The sequence below is a fragment of the Pseudalgibacter alginicilyticus genome (genome assembly GCF_001310225.1).
Lineage (GTDB): Bacteria > Bacteroidota > Bacteroidia > Flavobacteriales > Flavobacteriaceae > Pseudalgibacter > Pseudalgibacter alginicilyticus.
On the sequence record NZ_CP012898.1, the window covers coordinates 1,294,319 to 1,314,634 of the forward strand.

Consider the following 20,316-nt stretch of genomic DNA (forward strand, 5'->3'; position numbering starts at 1 on the left):
ATTTAATCTTTAGCTTTAAATTTTAAAAAGAATGGAAACACACTTTTAGATATTTTTAACAACCCCGTTTTTTTGAGCACTTTTTTAATCATTAAACCTGTTTGATATGGTTTTGAAGACTTAACTTTCCTTAGCCTTCTTTTAATTTCTTCTTGTGTTCTATAATATCTAGAAATTAATACAATTGACAATTTATAAAACTCATCTTCGTTTAGGAATGTTTTTAAATATTTATAAGCCTTTATTTGGTCATCATGCAAACTTTTAGTGCTTGTTCTTCCTTTTAAATTCTGTCGGTATAAAGCTAGTGGTTTATCTATAAAAATAGCTTTACTACCATTTTTAAATAATGCTATCCATACAATCCAATCTTCCTGAGCTGTTAAGTTTTCAGGAAATCTAATCTCTTCAAAAAGGCTTGCCTTGAAAAAACCACAATGAATAGGTATTGAAAATGTTTCATTCCATTTATAGAGCAAATTATCATAAGTAAATAAATCATTAGTTAAAACACAATAGGGTTTTGTGCTTTTACTTTGATTTTCAGAAAACATCCTGAAATTTGAAATAACTATTTTTTCATTTTTAGCACTCGAATTATCCAATAAACCCACTGATATTTCTAACTTCTTATTATTTATAACATCGTCGGCATCTAAAAACTGTATATAATTACCTTTTACTCTATCTAGGGCATAATTTCTGGTATTACTAACCCCACTATTTGACTTATAAAAATAGCTAAATCTATTATCTTTTAACACCCAATTTTCAGCAATGGTTTCCGAATCATCAGTGCTTCCATCATTTACAATAATACATTCCCAGTTATTATAGGTTTGATTATAAACCGAAAGTAAAGTTTCTTCTAAAAATTCACTTTGATTATAACAGGGGATTATTACTGATATTAATGGAGTCATTATATCTATTTTATTAAGCTTTTTAGTTTATTACACTATTATATATCTGTTCCCACCTTTTATTTATTATAGTTTGAGAATATTGGTTATTAACAAATATAGTAGCTTGAGTCCCCATTTCTTTAATTAAGTTTCTTTTTTGATTAAAAAATTCAATTTTTTTTACAACAGTATCAATATCAAACTCTTTACAAACAAATCCTGTTACGCCTTCTTGAACGGTATATTTTATCCCCCCAGAATCAAAGGCGATTACAGGTAATCCACATGCTTGGGCTTCTAATGTAACTAACCCTTGCGTTTCTCTTCTTTCATTTTCAACTGGCACACCCAACATCAAAAAAAGATTATGACCTCTTAACTCTTCTCTTATTTGAATTTGAGATTTACTACCTTTCAAAAAAACATATTCTTCAAGACTATATGCTTTAATCAAATTTTCTAAATTTTCTCTTTCTAAACCTTCACCAATAATTGTTAAACTTACATTAATTCTTTTTTTTATTAATTCATTTACAACTTCAATAGCAAATTGATGCCCTTTAACTTTATCTAAACGACCAACGGTTATCAACCTTAAAGTTTTAACTTCTGTTTTATCAACTTTACCAGGAGTAAAAAACATAGTATCAACCCCTACCGGAACCAATTTTAAATTTTCTTTTGAACAGCCTAAGGCTATGAGTTTTTCTCCTAAATAAGGTGTATTTGCTGTTATTAATACTTTTTTATTAAACAGTTTTTCATAATATCCGTTATTTGGAATACGCCCATATAAAGGAAAAAAAGCATCATGACCATGAAATGTTACTATAACTGTTGGTTTAAAAATATTAGTATTAGTTATAACTCGATATGGGAATGAATTTGTGCCATATTGCACATGGATAATAGCTGCATTATTAAATTGAATATAAAATTTCCATTGATATAGCCATGTTAAACTGAAGTTAGAAAACTCTTTATGATAGTTGATAATAGATATTAAATTATGTAAATTTTTTAATAAAATCATACACCACTTAGATAAACGAATTAATTTGTTTTTAGGAATTTTATAATCTTCTATAACTATTCGATCTAATAAATTATGCTCAAAAATTATAGGAGAAATTAAAAAGTTGTCCTTTATGACTTTTTTAGTCACTATTTTTATTTTATATCCTAACTCAAGAGCGGCAAGTATTTGTGCTATAATAAATGTTTCTGACAAATGAGGAAACTCTGGAACCTTAAAAACTATTTCTTTGTTTTCTGCCATATTATTTTAGTTAAAACTAAATTGCCACCCAATCAAATGACCAAATTTATTTTTTTATCACAATAAATAAAAATAAAACATAACACAAAACAGGCTACTGAAACTATTAAAATACTTAAAATTGGAGTTATGAAAAAGGCATCAAAACTTACTGTTTTAAACATTTCTAACATTAAAGGATGCAATAAATAAATACAAAAACAGTGCCCCCCACTTATCATAAAAAACATAGGAACCGCATAACGACTCATACTATCAAAAAAATTAGCTACATGCCAATCAATAGTAGATATTTTACCAAATTTCACAACTAAAGGCACTGATACATGAATAAAAATAACAGAAAAAGTGGCTAATATTCTTAAAAATGATAAACCAAATTGTCTCTGATTTATCTTTTTATTTTTATTCATTTTTAAAAAAAGTTTTTTTTTTCTCTCTAATTTTTAACTGTATTACAAAAAACATTTCCTTAATTGGCAATTTAGAAAATGCTTGTAAGCGCCATTTTTTGTCTATTCCAACATTGGTTTTCTTAAAATAGAGCTTAAAAATCAAATTTCTTCTTATTCGATTCAATACACTACCAAATTCTTTATCGGAAAAAATCTTAGATTTACTATTTAATAAAACCAAAGTTTTAAGCCATTTCAAAAATAGTTTTAATTCATATACTTTTATAGGTTGGTTTAACAACAACATTTTTGACACCAAAGAATCGCTAAATTTATTTGTATCATAATTTAGTTTTTTAAATAATTGTAATCTAATGGAGATATCATCTAAAACTTGTTGTGATTTATGTTTTGTTGAAGCTTGTCTATCATGAACCCTATATAACAATAATACCGTTTGTAAATTATAAATTTCTCCTAACCATGCAACTTGAGTCCAAAAATAATAATCTTCACCACTTATTCTTGTTTCATCATAAAAATAATTTGCTAATTCTTTTCTTCTAAACATTGAGGCCCCCATACAGATTGAGCAGGATAATAATAGTTCAGCTAAAATTTCTGAGTATTTTTCTTTATAGGGTATCACCTCATTTGAGCCACCAAAATATTTAACCAAACCTCCACATATAAAAATATGAGAATTCTCATTTAAAACATTCACTTGTTTTTCAAGGCGCTCAGGCACAGATACATCATCTCCATCCATTCTAGCAATGTATTTACCTTTAGCTAATTTAAATCCTTCATTCGTTGCAATTGAAACACCTTTGTTTTCTTTAAAATATATGGTTTTAATTCTAAAATCAGTAAATGTTTTTAATAGCTCTGAAGTGCCATCGGTAGAACCATCATCAATAATAATTAATTCAAAGTCTGAAAAAGTCTGATTCAAAATACTATATACTGCTTCTTCTATATATAAAACATTGTTAAATACAGGCATTATTACGGAAACAACTGGATTAAAACTCATATTCTACCAACAATTAACAGTAATAAACTTTTAAACTTTAACACAAATTCATGCCTTGGGTTTGCTAAAAATGATTTTCCTAAAAAATAAAATTTAGATTTATTTTTTTTAGAAAATTTTAATATCACAAAACGTTTTAAATAATAATTTGAGTTATACAAACTCATATATTTTCTTGAAAAATTATCTATGCTTAACTTTAATTTTCTTCTTCTTTTATATGCTTTATTTATAGCATAAAAATGCCAGTATTCAGCTTTATACAAATTATCGTTGCAAGATATGCTGTTTTCATGTATTCTATAGCGGTATAACGTTTTATCAATAAATACGTGCTTACCTTCTTCTTCCAATTTATAATACAAATCTTGATCGACTGCACGTTTCATTAGTGGGTTAATACCCTCTGATTTTTGATATTTTTCTTTTTTAAAACTTGCAAAATGCGTTAAAGCTCCATTAGCATAAGTTAAATATGATTTTCCCATTGGAATATGACTACCATAAAGACTTGCTTTTTTAAAATTCATATTTAAATCGACCAATTCGTATTTTGAAGTAATAATAGCAGCTTCTTTATTTGAAAAGTGTGCCTTAATCATAACCTGCAAAGCATTTGATGTTAGTGCATCATCTGGATCTAAAAAACCTAAAATAGTACCTTGGGCTAATTGCACACATTTCCCTTTTGTGAATCCGCAACCTTTATTTTGAGTATTTTGATACAGCTTAAATCTGCTGTCTTTTTTTATAATATTTTTTATTACTTGTAAAGAATTATCTGTAGAACAATCATCTACAATAACTACTTCCCAATTGGTATAAGTTTGTTGCATAATACTTTGATAACAGTCTTTAAAAAAATGACCATTATTATAATTAGCGACAAGTATTGAGAATAACATAGAATAAGATATTATTCTGCTAATATATCTTATTTTATTCTTTTATAGAACATGTAGCCTTTCCCAAAAAACTTCAAAGAAATTAATAAGGTCAAAACATATACAGCATTACTTCTATATTCTTTTAACACAGCTTTGATAAAAGGAAAAATTGGTATCCTCTTAATGTGTTTATCTTCATAACAAAGGTTTATGCAACGCCTTAATAAAAACTTACGGGATTTTTTATCAGCCTGTTGTTTTATATCTAAATACGTAAGCCAAGACACCCTAAAATAGCTATCATTCAAATCACTTTTTGTTTTTAATTGACTACGTATGGAACTATCATGATACCTACGTAAAGTTACCACCTCATCAACAAAAAAAGCCTTTGTAGTTAAATGAATTAATTTACAAAAATAATTATACTCTTGCCCCGAACTTAGGTTTTCATTAAACCGAATAGACTTTGCTACAGCTGCTTTTATGCAAACATCATACGTTAACCAATTTACATATTGTAGAACATAATTATGAGCAGTTATTTTATATTCATCAAATGTATAATACGCATCTATTCTAGTATTATCTGCATTAAAATATTTGGTTCTTGTTATTATAAAATCAAAATTATTATTTTTTATTCCTGCATACTTTATTTCTAGATGATTTGGAGTCATTAAATCATCACTATCAAAAAAAACAATGTAATCGCCCTTAGCGCTATCTAATCCTATATTCCTACATACATTCCCCCCTTTAGGTTTATTTTTTGGTCTTTTAAGATATTTAAATCTTATATCCTGTTTTATATAATTACCAATAGTTTCATCACTATTATCATCACTGCCATCATCAACTATAATACATTCCCAATTTTGATATGTTTGAGTTTTAATACTATAAAGAGTTTCTCTAATTAAATTTGCTCTATTATAAGTCGGTATGATTATAGAAATTAAGCTATGTTCTATCATTAATTATACTATTTTGAAGAAGAAATTATGACATTAGATAGATCAGAGAGGTACCTCGCCATACTAAACGACACAAACACTCTTAATTTTCCTTTGTTTCCCATTTGGATAGCTTGTTTTTTATTTTCTAAAACCCAAATCATATTTTTAGACATTTGTTGTATATCTTTTTCATTACATAACAAGCCTGTTTCATTATCTATAATAACATCTGAAATACCTGCATGATTGGTACTAATTATAGGCAAGCCTGCTCCACTAGCTTCTAGGATTGCTACAGGTGTTCCCTCCATATCGCCATCTTGAGCCTCAATAGAATGTTGAACAAATGCCAAAGATTCTACAATATATTGTTGAAATTCTTGAGGTGTAATTCTGTCTGGAAACAGAACATTATTTTTAATATGCAAGGCTTCAACTAAATCTTTACAACTATCCAAAAGCACACCATCACCAGCTAAAACCAATAGTGCTTCAGGATGTATTTTTAAAACATTATTGAAGGCTAAAATAGTTAAATGAGGTGCTTTTTTTTCAACAAACCGTCCAATACCAATAAACTGAGGTTTTGAATACTTTAAGTCTAATTTTTGAAAACTAGGATTAGGACCATACGGATTATAAACTATTTTTTCTTCAGGGCATCCAATTTTAATTAATCGCCTTGTCATTTCATTACTTACCGAAATAATCAGAACTTTTTCATAATTAAACATGTCTTGATATGAATTCTTATAGGCTTCTAAAACAGTTTTTCTAACGGCATCATGTCCATGAAAATGAACCACGAGTGGCAAAGAAAGTTTTTTGCATACAGGAAGTAATTTTGCGCCAATCATTCCGTACTGCGCTAAGACAACTTGGACCTTTTTTGTACTCAAATCATTACACAACTCTTTAAAGTGATCTTGTTTTACAATTCGTGCTTTTTTTAGAATCTTAAAAAATAAAGCATTTGAAATTGTTAGATTAAAAGGAATATTATGCCCCCAATAATGCTGTATGTCAAATGGTAGCTTGTCTATTTGGGCTTTTATAAATGTCTCGCATTTATCATAAGGTTTGTTTGTAAAAAGGGCTATTTTCATTTTTTAGCTATTCCGTATAACCCAGTTATCATCTGTCCGCTTTTAAATTCTACAATAGTATTTTTATCCATTTTTAATAAATAAACTATAACTGGTTTTAAAATCATTGATAAGTATTTTCTTTTTTTGTTAGTCATCGGGCTTCTTTTTACCCACAACCCTAACATTTGTGCCATTGAAGCATGCCAGCCTCCAGTAGCTTTTATTTTTAAGTCTTTAAATCCAGAATTTTCCAAATGCCGTTGTAAAGAAAATGGTGTATATCGATATTCATCATGAGGTACTTCATGCAAGTTCCATAAAAATGGCACTGTAAAAAAGAATACCCCATTTGGCTTTAAAACCCTCAACACTTCTTTTAAAACGAGTTCTGGCTCTGGACAATGCTCCATAACTTCGGTTGCAAAGGCACAATCAAAGCTATTGTTTTCAAAAGGCATTTTTTTTCCATCCCATGTAAAATCTGGTTTTACATCCTTGTCATATTCCAAAGCATTTTCAATGTCTAAACCAACATAGTTTTTAATTTTTGAATTTTCTAAAATATACTTTTTATAGGGCATTTTGCCACAGCCTATATCTAAAACGTTATTAGAAAATAAAGGCAAAGCTTCCTTTAAAGCATTAAGAATGGATGTTCTTATAGAATATCTGTCTAAATTTTCTATTGATAATTTTACGTTAACAAATTGATCTTTCTGCATAATTAAAACTCAATTAATGCTTTTAGTTTTTTTTTAAAAACCTGATTTTTAACTTTTTAACGAATCCCCTTTTCAATTTAGATAGTTCTGAATTATGATATTTTATTATTTCATCTATTTTTTTATGTACACTTGTATCAAAACTCTTTTTAAAATATAAATGTAATTTTATTCTGTTTTGTTCACTCTAAATTAAAAATATCTTTATAATCATCATTACCTAATAACACCTTGATTCTTGAAAGCATCTTAACCATAAAAACACACTACTACTAATGATTGTGATGCTTTAACAATATTTAATAAATAATGAAAATAATTACCATATTCAACCAAAACAGCCTCAATATTACTTTATTTTAAATTAAACAATTTACGATTTTAATAAAAAAAACAGGTTATATTCAACTCTTAACTTATGGCAATATTAGCTTTAAAAAACTCCTTTTAAATTTATTCCAACCTCTTTCTATTAAAGATGGTTTATATATACCAAATTTCTTTTTCCTTTGTTTAATTGCTTCGTTGATTAATTTTTTAGAACTATTATCTTTATAAAAGCCCTTAAAAGCTTCTACCGTTGCTACTCCTCGCATACACATTTCTTCTTTATCTAAGTGACTCCAAACGCCCTGACTATGTACTCTGTAAACGCTCATATTATCATTTAAAACAAAAGCTTTTTTATCTTTAATTGCTATTAATTGCAAAGCCCAATCACCTGCTGGCACATTCTTAAAAAAAACCGGTAATTTACTTATAGCCTCTTTTCTTATTAAAAGAGTTGCAGTATTTAATAAATTACTAAAAATCAACTCCTTAAACGTAAACTCTTTAACAGGAATCAATGTTTCTCTCACAATATCATTCTTTAATTCAGAAGATTGGTGACCACAATAACTATACTCTTCATTTACCTCCAGAAAATCAACTTGTTTTTGAAGTTTTAAAGGATCTGTCCAATAATCATCGCCTTCACATATGGCAATGTATTTTCCTTTAGATTGTTCTAATACAAATACAAAATTAGGAATCATTCCTAAATTTACTTCATGATTAAAGTATTCTATTTTAACTTTAGATTTATTGGATCTAATTAAATCATTAATAACGATATTTGTATTATCAGTTGAACAATCATTTGCAATAATCAACTCGTAATCAAAATCACAATCTTGATTTAATATACCCTCAATAGCTTCCTTAATATAATTTTCATGATTATAGGTAATCATTATTACACTTACCATCATCATTAAAGAAGTTTCATAATTTTAATTTCGCCTAATAAGGAAAACATATTATTATCATTTTTATTTTAAAAATTTCTCGCCTATTTTCCTCTCTCTAATTATTTTACATGGATTCCCATAGGCTAATACATTATCAGGAATATCTCTAATAACTAAGCTCCCTGCTCCAATGACACTATTTTCTCCTATAGACAACCTGTCAAATACAGTAACACCCAATGTAATTGCTGAATATTTACCTAAAAAAACATAGCCCCCGGTCAGTGATCCTGCTGAAATACTAGCAAAAGCAGAAATTACACAATCATGTTCAACTTGTGCACCTGTGGCAAAAAAAGTAAAATCTCCTATTTTTGATTTAGGGTTAAATATACATCCAGCCATTGCTACAACACCACAACCAATTTCAACATTATTACCAATAATAACTGATGGGTGAATTGCATTAACAAATTTAAAATCAGGAACTAATTTAGTTATTTGTTCTCTCACAAAATATCTACTCCAATTGTCTCCAATTGATATAACACCACCGTAAAGATTGTATTTTTCTATTAATTCTGAAATGTTTTCTTGCCTACCTATTACAATATAACCAAATCTATATGAACCAATGTCTTGTATTGAATCAATAATTCCTACAATATTATACTTATTTTGTTTTTCTATTATATCTATAACATAATGAGCTTGATTTCCTCCTCCTATTAATACAATATTTTTCATGCTTTTTTTTATATTTTAGATTATTTTAATAATATAGATTTCAAATAAAACATAATAAACATCATCATTATAGTATAGACTTTATTAAGTTAATAATATGTGTTTGATTTGCTTCCGAGAGTTCTACAAATAATGGCAAACATAGTATACGCCTTGAAACAGAATCTGAAATAGGAATAAATTGTTGATTTATATAAGGCAATTTATTTAATGAAGGATAAAAATAACGACGAGGGAAAATACCATATTTATTTAATAATTCCTGTGTCATTAATAATTTTTCTTCACTTTCAAAAACAATAGGATAATAACTGTAATTCCATTCTGTAAATTCTCTAACTCTCAAAACTTGCAAAACTGTATTTTGAAATGCTTGATTATAAGTTTCACAAATTTTCTTTCTTTCTTTTAAAACTAACTTCATGTATGGCAAAATAGCTAACCCCATTGCCGCTTGAGGCTCACTCATTTTCCCATTAATACCTAAACCATGAAATTGTTCTAGACCATTATGCCCAAAATTATGATGAAAAAACATAGTTTCATAATACTCTGGTTTACAAAATAAAGCGCCACCTTCTCCTGTATGAAACAGTTTGGTAGCATGAAAACTACAGGTACTAACGTCTCCATATTCAAACATAGATTTTCCTTTATAGGTTACTCCAAAACAATGTGCCGCATCATAAATAACTTTTAAATTATGCTTAAATGCTATAGCTTCGATCATTTCAACATCACAAGGATTACCAAATACATGAGTTGCTAAAATAGCCGTAGTATTGGGTGTTATTGCTGCTTCAATTTTAGTTTCATCAATGGTTAAATATTCTGGATGTATATCTACAAATACAGGTGTACAACCTTCCCATACAATACTTGAAACTGTAGCAACATAACTAAATGGAGTAGTAATAATTTCATCTGTTAAACCGAATGCCTTTATTGCTATTTGTAAAGGCAAAGTACCATTAGTCATGGCTATAATACTTGTTACTCCTAAATAGTTTTTAAGTTTAGCTTCTAGTTCTTGTACTAAAACACCTCTATTGGTCATCCAGCCAGAATTCCAAGCTTTTTTTAAAACAGCTTGATATTCTTCTTGAGGTGGTAAAAATGTTTTAGTAACGTTTATCATTAAACATTATTTTTTGGTTTAGCAAAACAAATAGTTTCTTCTGCATGAATGGTATAATGCCCTATAAAAATTTCATAACCTAAATCTAATCCTAATATCCAATTGGGGATATTTATAAAGTCATCAAAACTATGATAAATAGCTATGGCTAATTTAGGTCTAAAAATTCTTATAGTTTCAATTGCTCCTTCAAGAGCCATTGATTCAGCTCCTTCAATATCCATTTTTATAAAGTCTACTGTTTTAAGTTTTTTTGATTTTACAAAATCATCTATTGAAATAGTTTTGCAACTCCCTGTTTGTCCTTTAAAGGGTTTAAATTCAACTCTGCTACCAGGTCCATTATCTTTATAATATATAATATCTTCAGATATATTAGAAACAGGATGTTGAATTAATTCAATTCTATTAAAAAATTTGGGGTTTAAAGCTAAATTAATATTAAAAAACTTTATATTATCGGGAATAAATTCAAAAGAAAACACCTTTCCTTTATTACCAGACTTATGCGCAAAATATAAAGCTGTATCTCCCCAACATGCACCAACATCTAAAACCACATCATCACTCTCAACTGCTACGACATTAGTATTTTTAATTTTATAAGCATATTGTTCTATAATAAAATCAGTAGCAACCCCTAATTGAAAAAAATATAACTGTAAATCATAACCTATTGGATTCAAATCAAATTTTTCTAAAATAAAATGTAAAAAATTAGGATTATATGTATCCTTAGGGTTTGACAATTCCTTTGCTTTTTCAATGGCTTGCCAATATGAGTCCTTGTTGAGCGGTAATTTAATTTTCCTATAGCTTAACAATCTATATGCAATCAAGTCTATAAATAATTTTTTGTCTTTTTTTGAAATATGATTCCAAATATTATTTATTCCGTTTAAATAATCTTTAACATAATCATCTGCTTTTTTGTAATAAACTCTATTTTCAGGGTAGTAACCTATCCATTTTTTAATATTCTTTTTAAAATAATTTATGCTTAATAACTTTACTTTATCTTTCTTTACCACCTCATCAACAGCTAAATATGGCCCGAACCTATATTCATCATAATTTTCAATACCATAATTATTATTAAAGGACCTTTTGATTTTTTTATAAAGTGCTCTTTTGAATATATTCGTTCTCATTAAATAGTTTGTTTTAATTCTGAATCTATTAAGAAAGGCGTCCAAATTTGTAAATCTTGTTCAACTTTTAATGTTATTGCCTTATGTATTTTAAAATAAGTGCTTATGGCATAAGTTTCAGATGCATTCAAAGTTATATTGTAAACACCCTTGGATAAATTCAAATTTTTTAATTCAAAATGCAAATCAATTTCTGTATTAGGAATAATATCCTTGGGGATTTGATTTATTGGAATAATCTCCGCTACTGCTCTTTGCTCCTTATCATAAATAGCAAAACTGATGAAAGGCATTTTTTTTAAACTGTAATTTTTGATTGTACATTTTAAATTTACACTGTCCCCCCAATTAATTTTATAAATTCCATTTTCACATTTTATATTTTCCAATGAAGCCTCTTTTAGTTCAATAGAATTATCTGTAAAAACAACATTAGATGTTTCATTTGTTAAAAACAAACTATAGTATAAATCAATAGCTTTCCCTACATCTTTCCCTTGAAACTGTGTTTTACCATGCTCCATCAAAATAACCTGACTACAAATACGAGATATCATAGGCATACTATGGCTAACAAATACCATAGCTGTATTAGGCAAAATAGTATCAATGGTTTTAAAACATTTTAATACAAAGCCTAAATCCCCCACCGCCAATACCTCATCTATAATCAACACATCTGGTTCCATTTGGGCCGCTACAGCAAAACCCAAGCGTACTTTCATACCAGAACTATAATTTTGCACGGGCATATCAATAAACTCGCGTATTTCTGAAAAATCTATTATTTCCTCAACTTTACTATCTATTTCTTTTTTAGTAAAACCTAATACGGCCCCGTTGTTATAAATATTTTCTCTACCACTTAATATGGGATTGAAACCTGCTCCTAATTCTATTAGCGCACCAACTCGCCCCTTGATAGTTACCTTTCCAGCATCAGGATTAATTAATCCGTTTAATATTTTTAGCAACGTAGATTTTCCTGCACCATTATGCCCTATCAAGCCTAAACATTCACCACGACGGAGTTCAAAATTAATATCTTTAACTGCCCAAAATTCTTTATCGCGTAATAACCTTACGTTTTTATTCCCTCTAACATTAGTAAACAAATCCTTTACGCCATACCACAAGCTTGTTTTTAAATCTTTACAAAACTTTTTTGAAAGACCTTCTACTTTTACCAGTACCTCCTTTTCTTTCATATTAGGCATTTAAACGTTCAACAATAACGGGAATGGAAATTCTATAAAAAAGTAAACCAATAAAAAATAAAGCAGCACTTATCCCGAAAATCCAAAAGAAATATCCTAAATACTCTGGAACATGACCTATTGCAAAATCTCGTGAGGTTAAAATTAATGCCGTAAATGGATTGATTTCCATGATAGTTTTCATAATCCCATCCTTTGGAATAGCATAAACAACAGGTGTTATATACATTAATAGACTTAAACCCATGCTGGTTATTTTAGAAATATCATTATAAATTAAGGATATAGGCGTGACAAATAAACCTACAGTAGTGCCAAACAAGATAGCAGCAACTATTGCAAAAGGAAACAAAAACAACGACCAATGAAACCCAATACCATAAACAAAGATAAATACTATTAAAATAGCTATTTTAATAATACTATTAAAAAGCAACTTATAAATCCCCGATAATATTAATGCTTCTTTGGGGAAATTTATTTTTGTCATAATTCCTCTTGCGGCATTAGTATTCTTAGTAGGGGAGTTAATAGCTTCTGAAATAATAGACCAAATTAACGTTCCTGAAAACACAAAAACAGGATACGGCACACCTGTATCTGAAAGTTTCACGGTACCTGTAGCATTTAAAAATATCCAAACCAGAGCGGAGGTTATTGGAGTAATAAATGCCCAAACAACGCCTAAATAAGACTGCCGGTATTGTGATTTTATATCTCTTGTTGCTAATTGTTTAGCTAGAAAATGAGACCCAAAAAAATCTTTAGCACTTTCTTTTATCAGCTTGCCAATTTTTAAGTTACTTTCTTTTTGATATATCTTGGTTTCAACTTGCATGAATTAATAATCTGAACTTAATTATAACTTATTTTTTAAAACTGTTAAAATTTTTGCTACCGCTTCTTCTGGACTTTCTTGAACTGTTTTAATTTCAATCATTGGGTTTACAGGCACTTCAAAAGGAGAACTTATTCCTGTGAAATTTTTAATTTCTCCAGAACGCGCTCTTTTATAAAGCCCCTTTACATCACGCTGTTCACAAACTTCCAAGGGGGTATTTACAAAAACTTCAATATAATAATCGCTACCTACTATTGTTTTTATATCTTCTCGTATTTTATTATATGGTGAAATGAATGCTGCCAATACTACTAATCCAGCATCTACAAATAATTTGCCCACTTCAGCAGTACGTCTTAAATTTTCAATACGATCTTCTTTTGAAAACAGCAAATCTTTATTTAATCCACGTCGTAAATTATCACCATCTAAACTATAGGTATGTATACCTTTTTTATACAATTCTTTTTCAAGTAAATTAGCTATGGTAGATTTACCTGACCCGGACAAACCTGTAAACCAAATTAAACATGGTTTATGAGTGTTCATTTGCTCCCTGTCAAACCTATCAACACTATATGTTTGCTTTAAATTGTTTTTCATAAGCATTTATTGAACTACAAAGTGAGGATTCAACAAGTTTTCTTTATTATATGTCAGTTCAATTTCTTTTTCAACTTGTTTAACTGTTAGACCAACAGCTTTACATATAGCATGTCCTGCTGCGGTATCCCATTCCATAGTTGGTGCAAATCTTGGATATATATTTGCATGACCTTCTGCTACTAAGCAAAATTTTAAAGAGCTGCCTTTTGAAACTATAACTACTTTTTTATTTTGTGTTTCTAAATTTTTAATAAAAACATCGGTTTCTTTACTCTTATGCGAACGACTCCCCACTATATTAATTTCATTATTAATCTCTTTTTTAGGTGTTATCTCCAAGCTATTTTGAAAAATAGCCTCTGTAAACTTGTGAGTTTTTAATTTGCATTTATAAGCCTTACTTTCCTCTACTATTGCAAAATACAAGGTTTTTGAAGCTGGCACATAAATAACCCCTAAAACGGGTATGTTATTGTTTATAAGTGCTATATTGACGGTGAATTCGTTATTTTTTTTTATAAATTCTTTTGTTCCGTCCAAAGGGTCTACCATCCAACAGGTATTCCAGTTTTTTCGAATAGTATAAGACGTTTGTTTGTTTTCTTCACTAATAATAGGAATCGCTGTTTTTTTTAAATACGAATTAATGGTAATATTGGCATTTTTATCTGCAATGGTTAACGGTGAATTATCAGATTTTAAGGCCACTTCAAAACTATCGGAATAAATATCCATAATCTCTTCTCCCGCTGCAATACTTGCTTTTATAGCTATTAGAAGTAATTCTCTCATAATTCTATCTTAAAAAATACACTGTTAGTTTTTGATTTGACTGTGTGGCAATTACCGATTGGATTTAAACAGCCCTTTCAACTTATTTTTAAAACCTGTTTTATTTTCATCGCTATGATATCCGTTTGCATAATTTCCATAACCATAACCGTATCCATAACCGTATCCATAACCGTATTTGTTTTTTTGGTCATATCCATTATATACTAAACTAACATTTTGTATTTGCTTGGTTTTATATTTTTCATTGATTACATTAAGCATGCCTTTTTTAGTGTAATCTTGTCTTACTACATAAAGAGTTACATCTGCAAAACTTAACAACTCTATAGCATCAGCTACCAAACCAACTGGAGGTGTATCCAATATAATATAATCATATTTAGCTTTTAAAGTTGTTAATAGCCCTTTTAGTTTTTCACTAATTAATAACTCTGATGGATTTGGAGGTATCGGTCCTGCGGTAATAACATCTAAGTGCTCTACGCCTGTTTGTTGAATCACATGTTCTAATGATTCTTGACCAATTAAAAAGTTTACAATACCTATATCATTTTTAATCTTAAAATCGTCAAAAATCTTCGGTTTTCTTAAATCTAATCCCAATAAAATGGTTTTCTTTCCTCCTAAGGCTAATACCGTAGCGACATTAATAGAACAAAAAGTTTTTCCTTCACCACTTACAGATGAAGTAACCAAAATAGTTTTAGTCCCATCTATTTCATGTGTTTTGTAAAAATATTGCAAATTAGAACGTATTGCTCTAAAAGCTTCAGATACTGCTGATTTTGGTTTTCTGTGTACCACCAAATTGTTATCCAAATTATTTTTACCTACTACCCCTAATATTGGTATTGTTGATAAATTTTCTACATCCATTGGAGTTCGGATACTATTATCAAAAAAAGTAACAGCAAAAGCAATTAATAATGGAATTATCAAAGCAAAAAAGAATGCAAACACATAACGAACATTCAAATTTTTCCTTAAAACAGTAGCCCCTGTGTTTTTTGCAGAATCTATTACTAAAATATCAGAAACATTAGAGGCTTTAATAATTTCTGCTTCACCTCGCTTTGCCAAAAACACATTGTAAGTTTGCTCACTCAACGAATATTGACGTTGAATACTTATCAAGTTTTGCTGATCTTCTGGAAGTTTACTAAATTGAGATTCAACTTGAGTTAATTTACTATTTACCGTTTCTAACTCTCTACGTAATACAGTTGTAACAGAACTTATATTTTCTAACAGCACATTTTTTAAGCCTTCTATTTGCCTATTTAAATCATTAAAAATAGAAGCATCACTACGTACTGAGTATTGTAACTTAGATTTTTGCACAGAAAGTTCATTAATTTTTGACACATTTGTAAGAATATTACCATCCTCAATACCTGCTACGGAAGGAGCTGGTATTTCTGTAAAGGAGTTGCTAGTCAATAAATAATTTTTAAGATTGATATAATAGTTCAATTGCCTATTTATAGACTCCTTCTCACTGTCAAGCTTAGTAAATTTATCATTTAACATGACTCCTTCATCACCCAAACTAAAAATCTTCTTTTCTTTTCTATAATCATTTAGAGCCTCAGCATTATCAGACATTTCTCCTTTTACTCTGAAAATTTGCTCATCTATAAATTTTATAGCATTGGTTGCATACAAGTTTTTTCTATTTAATTGATCTTCACTCAACACATCCACTACCGCATTTAAATAATCTACAATTTTAACAGTATTTTTATCGATAAGCGAAATATCTAAAATGGGGGAACTCTTTGTATTTTCTACACTGGTTCTTGACTGATAACCAGAAACTGCACTATTAAAATTTCTAAATTGTATAAAAAAAGGCTCACCTAAAGCGACAGTTCTGTTTTCTGGAATAATTATCTTTCCCTTTAAAAAAGGAAGTGCTATAGTACCACCTAATTCAAGCTGCTTTTTAAAAACTCCAAGTGGTACGTCTACACGCGATACTTCCTTAGTTAAGTAGTTTTGAACGGACGCTCTAGCCTCTTGAAACTCTATTTCCAATTCATAAGTATCCACACTTAAAAATGTAATTTTAATAGGAATATTTAATAATTGTGGGGCATTATAATCATGATTAAACCTAAAGGGGGCTGCCTTATAAATATCCTGCATTCTAAAACGTCCTTGCTTTAAATAACTTTTATAAAACTCTAATCTATCAACTACTTTTTCATGATGCGTTCTAGACTTTAGAATCACAACCATAGTTTGTATTTTAGAAGTAACCCCTCCCCAATTAAAAGTTAAGCTCGCACTGGAAGTAAACAAGGGGTTGCTATCATCTTCAACAGATATTTTAGTTCCTAATCGATACGAAAATTCTTCTCTAATATTTTGCTGATAGACTGCAAAAACACCTATAACAAAAAGCAATAAAAACCACTTCCAATAACTTAAAGCCCGAAATAGGAATTTTTTAACATCAAATGTTGAATTAGACTCTGAAACTTCAAATTCTTCAATCATAAATTTAAAATTAGAGATTTCTAGTTAAAAAATAAGTAGATATTAACACAGATAAAATAGAAGCAATAGTGGTAACATTTTGAATAACTGTTTGTCCTGCACCTAAAGATTTACGTCTCAAAGGTTTAACCAATATAATATCATTAGGCTGTATGTAGTAGTAAGGTGACTGCATGGCTGCAATATCTGTTAAATCTATATGGTGAATTTTTTGACCATCAGGGTATTGCCTAACAATTAAAACATCTCTTCTATCTCCTGTTTGAGTTATATCTCCAGCATTTGCCAAAGCTTCTATAATATTGACGCGATCTTGAAATAAAGTATGCACGCCAGTTCCCACCTCTCCAATGGTTGTGTACCGCAATCCTGCCAGTTTTACAGTAACAAATAATTCAGCAGTTTCCTTAAAATACTGCTTTGTTAGCTCGTCTTTAACTTTTTCTTCAATTTCTTTAATTGTAAACCCTAAAACATTGATTTCTCCTAAAATTGGAAATTTTATATTGCCATGTAAATCTACAGTAAAACCATTAAAATAAAGACCGCTTTGCCCTTGGTTTGCACTTGAATTATTAACAGACGTTGAAGGATTAAAAATTGCTACAAGCTCTTCATCCAAAGCTTTAACATTAATACTCAATATATCATTAATTTGAACTCTGTATGGCTTGGACAATTCCTTAATTAATATAGAATCATTAATTGTTGTCCCTTTATCCTGTAAATAAACAACATCTTTATTGGTAATACATGAAGAACATAAAACACTGATTATTACGCAAGTGAATAGAAATAATTGCTTTGTCATTAAGCTTTTTGATTTACAACAAATATAGTTTTTCATAGGGAATAATAAAACTCCTGTCGGATTTTTTGGTTTTTTATCCGTTATTTGCACAAAAAACATACTTTGAACTATTTAACCGTTGAAAACATATCAAAATCTTACGGAGAGCTTACGCTTTTTGAAGACATCTCTTTTAGTGTCCATAAAGACCAAAAAATAGCATTTGTAGCAAAAAATGGAACTGGTAAAACTTCTATTTTAAATATCCTTTCTGGAGATGATACTTCTGACACTGGAAATATTATTTACCGAAAAGATATTAAAGTCTCTTTTTTGTCGCAGGACCCTAAATTTGATGCCACATTTACGGTTGAAGAAACCATTTTTGCAAGTGACAACCCTATTTTAAAAGTTATTTCTAATTACGAAAAAGCACTTTTAAATCCTGAAGACGAAGATGCTTACCAAAAAGCTTTCGAAGCAATGGAACGCTACCAAGCTTGGGATTTTGAAACCCTTTACAAGCAAATTCTCTTTAAATTAAAACTTGAAGATTTACAACAAAAAATAAGCACGCTTTCTGGTGGACAAAAAAAACGATTGGCTTTAGCAAATGCGCTCATTAACAAACCCGATCTATTGATTTTAGACGAACCTACTAATCATTTAGATTTAGAAATGATTGAGTGGCTAGAAACTTTTTTTGCTAAAGAGAACATCACTCTTTTTATGGTAACACACGATCGTTATTTCTTAGAGCGTGTTTGTAATGAAATTATTGAATTAGACGAAGGACAACTATATAATTACAAAGGCAACTACTCTTATTACCTTGAAAAAAGAGATGCCAGAATTGAACGCGAAGCTGTTGAAACTGGTAAAGCCAAACAACTCTTTAAAAAAGAATTAGATTGGATGCGTCGCCAACCAAAAGCGAGAACCACAAAATCTAAATCAAGAATTGATGATTTCCAAGATATCAAACACCGTGCTCATCAACGCCGAAACGATCATGAAGTTCAGTTAGAGCTAAATATGGAACGCATGGGAAGTAAAATCCTTGAATTTCATAAGGTTTCTAAGGCCTTTAAAAACAAAACCATTTTAAATAACTTTGAGTACACCTTTAAAAAAGGCGAACGTATTGGTATTATTGGTAAAAACGGTACTGGCAAAACCACCTTTTTAAATATACTAACCCAAACCGCTAAACCAGATACAGGTAAAGTAGTTATAGGTGATACCATAAAGTTTGGATATTACACACAAAACGGCATTACCATAAAACCAGAACAAAAGGTTATTGATGTTATTAAAGACTTTGGTGAATATATTCCTCTAAAAAAAGGCAGAACCATTAGTGCTGGTCAACTTTTAGAACGTTTTTTATTTAGCAGAAAAAAACAGTATGATTTTGTTGAAAAACTAAGTGGTGGCGAACGAAAACGTTTGTATTTATGTACTGTTTTAATTCAAAATCCTAATTTTTTAATCTTAGATGAGCCTACCAACGATTTAGATATTGTAACACTTAACGTTCTTGAAAGCTTTTTAATGGATTTCCCTGGCTGCATTATTGTTGTATCTCACGACCGTTATTTTATGGACAAAGTAGTAGACCATCTTTTTGTTTTTAGAGGTGAAGGTGTTATTGAAGATTTTCCAGGCAATTACACAGACTATCGTATTTACGAAGATAGTCAACTAGTAACCTCAGCTGTTTCTGAAGAAAAAAAAGACACTAAATCCTGGAAACAAAATGATGAAACCAAACTTTCTTATAACGAAGAAAAAGAACTCAAAAACATTGAAAGTAAATTAAATTCTTTAGCATTTGATAAAAAAGAACTTGAAAACAAGTTTAATAATCCTGAACTATCGCAAGACGAGATTAACAGTCTATCTGAAAAATTACAAAAAATAATTGACACCATTGAAGAAAAGGAAGCTCGCTGGTTTGAATTATCTTCAAAATTAGAATAAAAAGTTTCAAAACCAAAAAGTTAAAAACACTCAAACTTCTGAA

19 protein-coding genes are annotated in these 20,316 nt (G+C 29.3%); 1 reads left to right on the forward strand and 18 read right to left on the reverse strand.

Translation table 11 applies throughout. The annotated features are described in order from the left end of the window. Positions 1 to 2: 2 nt before the first annotated feature. From APS56_RS05325 to APS56_RS05410, 18 genes are all read right to left on the reverse strand, one after another. Positions 3 to 923: a glycosyltransferase family 2 protein gene (locus tag APS56_RS05325; RefSeq protein ID WP_054725644.1), complete on the reverse strand. Its 921-nt coding sequence runs from the start codon at positions 921 to 923 to the stop codon at positions 3 to 5. Positions 924 to 945: 22 nt separating this feature from the next. Further along, the gene (locus APS56_RS05330; RefSeq protein ID WP_054725647.1) at positions 946 to 2,184 is read right to left on the reverse strand and encodes a glycosyltransferase; all 1,239 of its coding nucleotides are present in this window, start codon (positions 2,182 to 2,184) and stop codon (positions 946 to 948) included. 32 nt (positions 2,185 to 2,216) lie between these two features. Continuing rightward, the gene (locus APS56_RS05335) at positions 2,217 to 2,597 is read right to left on the reverse strand and encodes an acyltransferase family protein (RefSeq protein ID WP_054725650.1); all 381 of its coding nucleotides are present in this window, start codon (positions 2,595 to 2,597) and stop codon (positions 2,217 to 2,219) included. Further along, the gene (locus APS56_RS05340) at positions 2,590 to 3,615 is read right to left on the reverse strand and encodes a glycosyltransferase family 2 protein (RefSeq protein WP_054725651.1); all 1,026 of its coding nucleotides are present in this window, start codon (positions 3,613 to 3,615) and stop codon (positions 2,590 to 2,592) included. Before APS56_RS05340 ends, APS56_RS05335 begins: the two co-directional genes overlap by 8 nt. Further along, positions 3,612 to 4,520 (reverse strand): glycosyltransferase family 2 protein, encoded by a 909-nt coding sequence (locus APS56_RS05345; RefSeq protein WP_082379258.1) that lies wholly within the window; start codon positions 4,518 to 4,520, stop codon positions 3,612 to 3,614. The genes APS56_RS05340 and APS56_RS05345 overlap by 4 nt, the downstream gene beginning before the upstream one ends. 29 nt (positions 4,521 to 4,549) lie before the next feature. Continuing rightward, a complete protein-coding gene (locus APS56_RS05350; protein WP_054725657.1) occupies positions 4,550 to 5,479 on the reverse strand; it encodes a glycosyltransferase family 2 protein in 930 nt (309 codons plus the stop codon). Between the two features lie 8 nt (positions 5,480 to 5,487). After that, positions 5,488 to 6,567 (reverse strand): glycosyltransferase, encoded by a 1,080-nt coding sequence (locus APS56_RS05355; RefSeq protein ID WP_054725663.1) that lies wholly within the window; start codon positions 6,565 to 6,567, stop codon positions 5,488 to 5,490. Then, on the reverse strand, positions 6,564 to 7,271 hold the full coding sequence (locus APS56_RS05360) for a class I SAM-dependent methyltransferase (protein WP_054725666.1): 708 nt from the start codon (positions 7,269 to 7,271) through the stop codon (positions 6,564 to 6,566). The genes APS56_RS05355 and APS56_RS05360 overlap by 4 nt, the downstream gene beginning before the upstream one ends. A gap of 416 nt (positions 7,272 to 7,687) precedes the next feature. Next, on the reverse strand, positions 7,688 to 8,527 hold the full coding sequence (locus APS56_RS05365; protein ID WP_082379259.1) for a glycosyltransferase family 2 protein: 840 nt from the start codon (positions 8,525 to 8,527) through the stop codon (positions 7,688 to 7,690). A gap of 57 nt (positions 8,528 to 8,584) precedes the next feature. Then, positions 8,585 to 9,250, reverse strand: coding sequence for an acetyltransferase (locus APS56_RS05370; RefSeq protein ID WP_054725673.1), 666 nt, complete (start codon positions 9,248 to 9,250; stop codon positions 8,585 to 8,587). Positions 9,251 to 9,317: 67 nt separating this feature from the next. Then, positions 9,318 to 10,388 (reverse strand): DegT/DnrJ/EryC1/StrS family aminotransferase, encoded by a 1,071-nt coding sequence (locus APS56_RS05375; protein ID WP_054725675.1) that lies wholly within the window; start codon positions 10,386 to 10,388, stop codon positions 9,318 to 9,320. After that, entirely contained in the window at positions 10,388 to 11,539 is a 1,152-nt protein-coding gene (locus APS56_RS05380) for an FkbM family methyltransferase (protein WP_054725678.1), read from the reverse strand. Before APS56_RS05380 ends, APS56_RS05375 begins: the two co-directional genes overlap by 1 nt. Then, positions 11,539 to 12,747 carry an ABC transporter ATP-binding protein gene (locus APS56_RS05385; protein ID WP_054731181.1) on the reverse strand — a complete coding sequence of 403 codons (1,209 nt, stop codon included), beginning with the start codon at positions 12,745 to 12,747 and terminating at the stop codon, positions 11,539 to 11,541. The genes APS56_RS05380 and APS56_RS05385 overlap by 1 nt, the downstream gene beginning before the upstream one ends. A 1-nt stretch (position 12,748) precedes the next feature. Continuing rightward, complete coding sequence (locus APS56_RS05390; protein ID WP_054725681.1) at positions 12,749 to 13,594, reverse strand: ABC transporter permease; 846 nt, start codon at positions 13,592 to 13,594, stop codon at positions 12,749 to 12,751. 21 nt (positions 13,595 to 13,615) lie between these two features. Next, positions 13,616 to 14,200, reverse strand: coding sequence for an adenylyl-sulfate kinase (cysC, locus tag APS56_RS05395; protein ID WP_211259737.1), 585 nt, complete (start codon positions 14,198 to 14,200; stop codon positions 13,616 to 13,618). A gap of 6 nt (positions 14,201 to 14,206) precedes the next feature. After that, entirely contained in the window at positions 14,207 to 14,995 is a 789-nt protein-coding gene (gene cysQ, locus APS56_RS05400) for a 3'(2'),5'-bisphosphate nucleotidase CysQ (protein WP_054725687.1), read from the reverse strand. A 51-nt stretch (positions 14,996 to 15,046) separates the two neighbouring features. Then, positions 15,047 to 17,500 (reverse strand): exopolysaccharide transport family protein, encoded by a 2,454-nt coding sequence (locus tag APS56_RS05405; protein WP_054725690.1) that lies wholly within the window; start codon positions 17,498 to 17,500, stop codon positions 15,047 to 15,049. Positions 17,501 to 17,510: 10 nt separating this feature from the next. After that, entirely contained in the window at positions 17,511 to 18,311 is an 801-nt protein-coding gene (locus APS56_RS05410) for a polysaccharide biosynthesis/export family protein (RefSeq protein WP_054731183.1), read from the reverse strand. Between the two features lie 102 nt (positions 18,312 to 18,413). Here APS56_RS05410 and APS56_RS05415 point away from each other — a divergent pair, with 102 nt between their 5' ends. Further along, complete coding sequence (locus APS56_RS05415; RefSeq protein WP_054731185.1) at positions 18,414 to 20,273, forward strand: ABC-F family ATP-binding cassette domain-containing protein; 1,860 nt, start codon at positions 18,414 to 18,416, stop codon at positions 20,271 to 20,273. Positions 20,274 to 20,316 lie beyond the last annotated feature (43 nt).